Annotated in this window: 6 protein-coding genes; all 6 read left to right on the top strand. The window is 70.1% G+C overall.

All coding sequences use genetic code 11. The features are described 5' to 3' along the window. Window positions 1-222: 222 nt before the first annotated feature. The 6 genes from ACFWEJ_RS24625 (at window position 223) to ACFWEJ_RS24600 (ending at window position 7,821) form a co-directional block, all read left to right on the top strand. The gene (locus tag ACFWEJ_RS24625; RefSeq protein ID WP_377231813.1) at window positions 223-1,566 is read left to right on the top strand and encodes an ABC transporter substrate-binding protein; all 1,344 of its coding nucleotides are present in this window, start codon (window positions 223-225) and stop codon (window positions 1,564-1,566) included. A gap of 203 nt (window positions 1,567-1,769) precedes the next feature. Further along, complete coding sequence (locus tag ACFWEJ_RS24620) at window positions 1,770-3,092, top strand: extracellular solute-binding protein (RefSeq protein ID WP_377231812.1); 1,323 nt, start codon at window positions 1,770-1,772, stop codon at window positions 3,090-3,092. 172 nt (window positions 3,093-3,264) lie between these two features. Further along, on the top strand, window positions 3,265-4,281 hold the full coding sequence (locus ACFWEJ_RS24615; protein ID WP_377231811.1) for a carbohydrate ABC transporter permease: 1,017 nt from the start codon (window positions 3,265-3,267) through the stop codon (window positions 4,279-4,281). Continuing rightward, window positions 4,278-5,195: a carbohydrate ABC transporter permease gene (locus ACFWEJ_RS24610; RefSeq protein WP_377231810.1), complete on the top strand. Its 918-nt coding sequence runs from the start codon at window positions 4,278-4,280 to the stop codon at window positions 5,193-5,195. The genes ACFWEJ_RS24615 and ACFWEJ_RS24610 overlap by 4 nt, the downstream gene beginning before the upstream one ends. A 5-nt stretch (window positions 5,196-5,200) precedes the next feature. Continuing rightward, window positions 5,201-6,799 (top strand): GH1 family beta-glucosidase, encoded by a 1,599-nt coding sequence (locus tag ACFWEJ_RS24605; protein ID WP_377231814.1) that lies wholly within the window; start codon window positions 5,201-5,203, stop codon window positions 6,797-6,799. Window positions 6,800-6,828: 29 nt separating this feature from the next. Beyond that, window positions 6,829-7,821 (top strand): LacI family DNA-binding transcriptional regulator, encoded by a 993-nt coding sequence (locus tag ACFWEJ_RS24600; RefSeq protein ID WP_377231809.1) that lies wholly within the window; start codon window positions 6,829-6,831, stop codon window positions 7,819-7,821. The last annotated feature ends 82 nt before the right edge of the window (window positions 7,822-7,903 follow it).

Genomic DNA, 7,903 nt, shown 5'->3' with positions numbered 1-7,903 from the left:
GTGCGGCCCAGCTCAGATCCTGACGAGTTTTTTCCCTTCCAGGCACGACTGCGGCATTTCAGACATCGTTTGCTAATTGGTACTTTACGTTCGTTCCATCTCGTTCGTTTCGCGACGGCGAGGTGCTAGAACCTGAGCGAACATTCGTGTCGGATGTGGGCGAGTTTGTGCTCTGATATCGCTTTCACGCATCCACACGCGTACCGAACCCGAGGAGTATCAGTGCCCACCAAACACGGACCGGTCCGAAGCCGGACCGTCGCCCCCCGCCGCGCGGCTGTCGCTACGCTCGCGGCCCTCGTCCTGCCCCTCACCGGATGCGGCTCGCTCCTGGGTGAGGATGCCGCGGGCTCCGACGGCGACGACGCTCCGATCACCCTGACCGTGTCCACGTTCAACGACTTCGGGTACACCGACGAGCTGCTCGCCCGGTACACCGAGGAGCACCCGAACGTGACCGTCGAGCACGTCGTGGCGCCGACGTCCGACGAGGCCCGCCTGCAGATGCTCAAGGCGTTCACCACGGGTGACGGCTCCGAGCTCGCCGACGTGGTCGCGGCCGAGGTCGACTGGCTGCCGGAGCTGATGGAGCACTCGGAGCTCTTCGAGGACCTGACGGACCCCGAGGTCACCAAGCGCTGGGTGGACTGGAAGGTGGCCCAGGCCACGACGACCGACGGCAAGCTGCTCGGCTACGGCACCGACATCGGCCCGGAGGCGATCTGCTACCGCGCCGACCTGTTCCAGGCCGCCGGCCTGCCGACCGGCCGCGACGAGGTCGCCCAGCTGCTCGGCGGCAAGGACGCCACGTGGGAGCGCTACTTCGAGGTGGGCCGCCAGTTCACGGCGCAGTCCGACGCCGCGTGGTTCGACGGCACCACCGGCATGTTCCAGGGCATGGTCAACCAGCTGCCCGCCGCCTTCGAGGACCCGGCGACGCAGAAGCCGACCGACCTGGCGAGCAACAGCGAGGTCCGCGCGATCTACGACCAGATCACCTCCGGCATCGACGCCGGCCTCTCGGCCGGCCTGGAGCAGTGGACCCCGCAGTGGACGGCCGGGTTCCAGCAGAACGCCTTCGCCACGATGCTCTGCCCCGGCTGGATGATGGGCCCGATCGAGTCCTACTCCCAGGGGGTCAAGGGCTGGGACGTGGCCAACGTCTTCCCTGGTGGCGGCGGCAACTGGGGCGGCTCGTTCCTGACGGTGCCCTCGGCCGGCCTGCACACGGACGAGGCCAAGGAGCTCGCCGCGTGGCTCACGGCACCGGAGCAGCAGACGGAGGCCTTCACGACCGCCGGCGCGTTCCCGTCGCAGCTCGAGGCCCAGGACTCCGAGGCCGTGCAGGGCTACGTGAACCCGTTCTTCAACAACGCGCCGGTGGGCACGATCTTCACCGCGCGGGCCCAGTCCATCGACAGCGCCCCGCACAAGGGCCCGTACTACTTCGCCATCCGTGACGAGGTCAACAACGCGCTGGCCGCCGTGGACGCCGGGACCAACAGCCCCGAGATCGCCTGGAACCAGGCGGTGCAGACCGTCTCGGGCTTCCGGATCAAGGAGTAGGCGAACCAGGCTTCGCCCACTCCCCGCCTTGACACGGCGGGGCCCGGAACGCGACGATCAGGTCGCGTGGTAGCGCTCCCACACCCCAGGAGTGGGAGCGCTCCCAATGCCGGTACGCAGCTGTGCCGAGCGCGGCACGAGATCGCGACCCGCAGGAACCCGCAGAACCCGTAGGACCAGACCGCACGACAAGGGAGTCCCCAGTGCTGAGCAGTACCCGACCCACGCGGCGCGCAGCCGCCCGTACCCTCCAGGCGACGGCCGGCGTGGCCGCCGTCGCGCTCGCCCTCACCGCCTGCGGCGGTGGATCCGACGAAGGATCTGGCGAGGAGGACGGCCCGATCACCCTGAAGGTCGCGACCTTCAACGACTTCGGCTACACGGACGAGATGCTCGCCTCGTACACGGACGAGCACCCGAACGTCACGGTCGAGCAGGTCAAGGCAGCCACGTCGGACGACGCCCGCGCCAACCTGACCACCAAGCTCGCCGCCGGTGGTGACGGCCTGGCCGACATCGAGGCCATCGAGGTCGACTGGCTGCCCGAGCTCATGCAGTACCCCGACCTGTTCACCGACCTGACCGACCCCGAGCTCGACGGTCGCTGGGTGGACTGGAAGGTCCAGCAGGCCACCACGACCGAGGGCAAGGTCATCGGTTACGGCACCGACATCGGCCCCGAGGCCGTCTGCTACCGCGCCGACCTGTTCGAGGAGGCCGGCCTGCCGACCGACCGCGAGGAGGTCGCGGAGCTGCTCGGCGGCGACGACGCGACGTGGGAGGACTACTTCGCCGCGGGCCGCAAGTTCGTGAAGAAGTCCGACAGCGCGTGGTACGACAGCGTCGGCGGCACCTTCCAGGGCATGGTCAACCAGCTCCCCGCCGCGTTCGAGGACCCGGAGACCGGTGAGCCCAAGGACCTCGCGTCCAACACCGATGTCAAGGACATCTACGACCAGATCACCGGTTCGGTGGACGACGAGCTGTCGGCCGGCCTGATCCAGTGGGAGGCCGACTGGGACGCCGGCTTCCAGAAGGACGCGTTCGCCACGATGCTCTGCCCGGGCTGGATGACCGGTGCGGTCGAGGAGCGTGCGGGTGGCGTCGAGGGCTGGGACGTCGCCAACGTCTTCCCCGGCGGCGGCGGCAACTGGGGCGGCTCGTTCCTGACCGTCCCCGAGACCGGCGCGCACACCGAGGCTGCCAAGGAGCTGGCCGCGTGGCTGACCGACCCGGCGCAGCAGACCAAGGCGTTCGAGGCTGCGGGCACCTTCCCGTCGCAGCTCGAGGCGCAGGACTCCGAGGCCGTGCAGGCCTCGACCAACGCGTTCTTCAACGACGCGCCGGTGGGCGAGATCTTCTCTGAGCGCGCCCAGAGCATCGACGGCGCCCCGTTCAAGGGTGCGAACTACTTCGCCATCCGTGACGAGGTCACCAACGCGCTGAACCGCGTCGACGTCACGAAGTCGCAGGACGCCGACAAGGCCTGGGACGAGGCGGTCGAGAAGGCTGCCGCGCTCGGCTGAGCAGGCTCTGCCTGAAACGGGCCCGTCCTGGGCCTGAACCGCTGGCCGCGACCGGTGGTCGGGTTGGTCGAGACACGCGTCTCGGCGAGCCCGGCCACCGGTCGCGCCACGCGGGCGTCGCACCGAAGCGGCGACACGACGATGACACAGCGGAAGATGACCGGAAGATGACATGGCCGTCCTGACACCTCAACGATCGGCACCGGGGTCCGGTGCACCACAGCGCGAGTCGCGCAGACTCGGCTTCTCCCAGCGGCTCGGCCGCTGGGACGTGAAGCTCTCCCCGTACCTGTACATCTCGCCGTTCTTCATCCTGTTCGCGGTGACCGGCCTGTTCCCCCTCGCCTACACGGCCTACGTGTCCGTGCACGAGTGGAGCCTGCTAGGCGGACAGGGCGACTTCGTCGGCCTGCAGAACTTCACCGACGTGCTGGCCCAGCCGACGTTCTGGAAGGCCCTGGTCAACACGCTCTCGATCTTCGTGTTCTCCTCGGTGCCGCAGGTGATCCTGGCGATCGTCATCGCCGCGCTCCTCGACCAGAACCTGCGCGCGGCAACCTTCTGGCGCATGGGTGTGCTGATCCCCTACGTGGTCGCGCCCGTCGCCGTCTCGCTGATCTTCGGCCGCCTGTTCGCCGACCAGTACGGCCTGATCAACGGCATGCTCAACGCGATCGGCCTGGACTCGATCGCCTGGCACGGCGACCGGATCGCCAGCCATGTCGCCATCGCCACGATGGTGAACTACCGCTGGCTGGGCTACAACGCGCTCATCTTCCTCGCCGCGATGCAGGCGGTGCCGCGCGACCTGTACGAGGCCGCCGTGATCGACGGCGCGGGCCGCGTGCGCCAGTTCTTCTCCATCACCGTGCCGCAGATCCGGGCCACCATCATCTTCGTCGTCATCACGTCGACCATCGGCGGCCTGCAGATCTTCGACGAGGTCCGCCTGTTCGACTCGATCGGCCTCGGTGGGCCGGACCAGAACTGGATGACCACCGTGGTGTTCCTCTACGACCTCGCGTGGGGCGACCAGCACAGCCTCGGGCGCGCCTCGGCCGTCGCCTGGCTCCTGTTCCTCCTCATCGTGCTGATCGGCCTCGTCAACTTCCTGGTCACCCGCCAGATCTCGACGTCGGGCACCGACAAGAAGCCCAAGCGCAAGCGCATCACCAGGGGGAACGCATGAGCTCCGTCGCCGTCACCGCCCAGACCGCGGGATCGGGAGCCGCCAAGGCGGCTGCCCGCCGCCGGGCCCGGAAGGCCGGCGCGGGCCCGAACCGCCGCGCCGGGTGGGTCGTCTACACCCTGCTGGGGATCGTGCTGCTCGTCTCGGCCTTCCCGCTGTACTTCACGCTGCTGCTGGGCTCGTCCGACCCGGTCGAGATCTCGCGCAGCGCGGTGCCGCAGTGGTTCCCCGACCTGTCGCTGTTCACGCAGTTCCGGACCGTCATCGAGTCGACCCAGATCAACTTCTGGAAGGCGCTGACCAACTCGGTGATCATCGCCGTCGTCGTCTCCGCAGCCGTCGTGCTGTTCTCGACGCTCGCCGGCTACTCGTTCGCGAAGCTGCGCTTCCGCGGCCGCGGGCCCCTGCTCGTGTTCGTCATCGCCACGATGGCGGTGCCGACCCAGCTCGGCGTGATCCCGCTGTACATCCTCATGTCCGACCTGCACTGGATCGGCAAGCTCCAGGCCGTCATCGTCCCGGTGCTGGTCAGCGCGTTCGGCGTCTTCTGGATGACGCAGTACCTGTCGGAGTCGCTGCCCTACGAGCTGATCGAGGCCGCCCGCGTGGACGGCGCCTCGATGATCCGCACGTTCTGGAGCATCGCGCTGCCCGCGGCGCGCCCGGCCGCGGCCATGCTCGGCCTGTTCACGTTCGTGCAGCAGTGGACCAACTACTTCTGGCCGTCGATCGTGCTCAGCTCGGACAACCCGACGCTGCCGCTCGTCGTAAAGTCGCTGCAGTCGAACTACTTCGTGGACTACTCGTTGGTCATGGGCGGTGTGTTCCTCGTGACGCTGCCGCTGCTGGTGATCTTCGCCTTCGTCGGCAAGCAGCTCGTCGCAGGAATCATGCAGGGAGCCGTGAAGGGATGACCCAGATGACCCGCGAGCTCACGCAGAGCTTCAAGACCGACCCGACGGCGCCGCGCGTGCCCGCCCCCGGGATCGCGCTGCCGTACACGCCGAGCGCGCCGCGCACCGCGCCGTCGTCGAACGCGACCGGGACCGTGCCCTTCCCGGACGGCTTCCTCTGGGGCGCGGCCACCGCCGCGTACCAGGTCGAGGGCGCCGCCCACGAGGACGGCCGCGAGGACTCCGTGTGGGACGTGTTCGCGCACGTCCCCGGCGCCGTCCTGAACCAGGAGGACGGCGAGGTCGCCTGCGACCAGTACCACCGCTACCCCGCCGACGTCGCGCTCATGAAGGACCTCGGCATCAAGGCGTACCGGTTCTCGACGTCGTGGTCCCGGGTCGTGCCCGGCGGGCGCGAGGTCAACCCGGCCGGCCTGGCCTACTACGACCGGCTCGTGGACGAGCTGCTGGGCGCGGGCATCCTGCCGTGGCTCACGCTCTACCACTGGGACCTGCCGCAGGCGATCGAGGCCGAGTCGAACGGCTGGGTCAACCGCGACACCGCCTACCGGTTCCGCGACTACGCCGTGACCATGCACGAGGCGATCGGCGACCGCGTCGACGTGTGGACCACGCTCAACGAGCCGTGGTGCGCCGCCTTCCTGGGCTACACGGGCGGCCAGCACGCGCCGGGCCGGCAGTCCCGCGAGGACGGCCTGGCCGCCGCGCACCACCTCATGCTGGGCCACGGCCTGGCCGTGCAGGCGCTGCGCGAGCGGGCGCCCGAGGCGAACCTCGGCATCACGCTCAACTTCGAGGTCGAGGACCCGCTGAACCCGGACGACCCCGCCGACGTCGACGCCGCGCGCCGGCTCGACGGCGGGTTCACCCGGATCTTCGCCGACCCGATCCTGCGGGGTGCGTACCCGCTGGACGTGCTGGAGGACGTGCGCGAGTACGGCCTGGAGCAGCACATCCAGGAGGGCGACCTCGAGATCATCTCGACGCCCATCGACTCGCTCGGCGTGAACTACTACCACGGCAACGCCGTGGCGGCGGTGCCGGCAGAGCACCCGCTGGACGGCGGCGCCCCGGTGACCCGGCCGTCGTCGTCCCCGTTCCCGGGCGGCGACGGCGCGTACACGCACCCGCGCGGGCTGCCCGTGACCACGCAGAACTGGGAGGTGCAGCCCGAGGGCCTCACCCGCCTCCTGCTGCGCCTGCAGCAGGACTACACGGGCCCGCGGGGCATCGCCCTGTACGTCACGGAGAACGGCAGCGCGTACGACGACGTCGTGGGCCCGGACGGGTTCGTGGACGACCAGGAGCGCCTCGGCTTCGTCGACGTGCACCTGCGCGCCGTCAAGGACGCGATCGACGAGGGCGCCGACGTGCGCGGCTACTTCGGCTGGTCGCTGCTCGACAACTACGAGTGGGCGTGGGGCTACGGAAAGCGCTTCGGCCTCGTGCGCGTGGACTTCGAGACGCAGGAGCGCACGGTCAAGGCGTCCGGCCGCTGGTACGGTCAGGTCGCGCGGGCCAATGCCGTTCCGGAGCGAAGTGCCGCACCCGTGCCGTACCCGACCGACGACGACGGCGGAGACAAGGCGGTTCCGACGGCGTGACGACCTCAGGCCCACCCACCCTCGATGACGTGGCCCAGGCGGCCGGGGTGTCCCGGTCGACCGCGTCGCGCGCCATCAACGGCGGCCTGCGAGTCTCCCCCGAGGCGCAGGCGGCGGTCGACGACGCCGTCGCCCGCCTCGGGTACGCACCGAACCGAGCCGCCCGGTCCCTCGTGACCCGGCGCACCGACTCGATCGCCCTCGTGGTGCCCGAGCCGGACCAGCGCATCCTCACCGACCCGTTCCTCTCCGGCACCCTCGCGGGTGTCAGCGAGGGGCTGGCCGGGACGGACCTCCAGCTCGTGCTGCTGCTCGCCCGCCCGGGCGAGCAGCGCGGGCGGGTGGGCCGCTACCTGCGCAGCGGCCACGTCGACGGCGTCATCGTGGCGTCGCACCACAAGGGCGACCAGCTCGAGACGGAGCTCGGGCCGGCGGCGCTGCCGGCCGTCTTCGTGGGGCGGCTGTTCGAGCCCGACCCGTTCTTCTCGCGCGGCCTGCGCTACGTCGACGTCGACAACGTCGCGGGCGGCCGCATCGCCACCCAGCGGATGATCGACCGGGGCCGCCGGCGCATCGGCACCATCACCGGACCGCTCGACATGCCCGCCGGCGTGGACCGGATGACCGGCTGGCGGGACGCCCTGCGCGACGCCGGCCTGCCCGACGACGCGCTGGTCGAGGGCGACTTCACCGTCGCGGGGGCGCTCGTCGCCGCCGCGCGGCTCCTGGACCGGCACCCCGACCTGGACGGCATCTTCGCGGCGTCGGACCTCATGGCGGAGGCCACGCTGCGGGTGCTCGCCGAGCGGGGCCGGTCCGTGCCGGGCGACGTCTCGGTGGTCGGGTTCGACGACCTCGGCATCGCCGAGACGACGTCGCCCCGGCTGACGACCGTGCACAACCCGGTGGTGCAGATGGTCGGCGCCGCCACGAGCATGCTCGTGGACCTGGTCGCGGGCCGCCCGGTCCGCGACGAACGCCGCGTCTTCGCCCCCCGCCTGGTCGAAGGCGACTCGGCCTAACCCGAACCCGCCCACCCACCCGTCTCGTTGAGTGCTGGCTATTTGTTGCTTTCCGGGGTTCCGGGCAACAAATAGCCAGCAC

This window comes from Promicromonospora sp. NPDC060204, assembly GCF_042728455.1.
GTDB lineage: Bacteria > Actinomycetota > Actinomycetes > Actinomycetales > Cellulomonadaceae > Promicromonospora.
This window is presented reverse-complemented; position numbering and strand designations above follow the sequence as displayed.

Bases quoted from the DNA above. Each gene is read 5' to 3' on its own strand.
- ACFWEJ_RS24615 (WP_377231811.1), top strand. From the start codon at position 3,265: ATGGCCGTCCTGACACCTCAACGATCGGCACCGGGGTCCGGTGCACCA.
- ACFWEJ_RS24610 (WP_377231810.1), top strand. From the start codon at position 4,278: ATGAGCTCCGTCGCCGTCACCGCCCAGACCGCGGGATCGGGAGCCGCC.
- ACFWEJ_RS24605 (WP_377231814.1), top strand. From the start codon at position 5,201: ATGACCCGCGAGCTCACGCAGAGCTTCAAGACCGACCCGACGGCGCCG.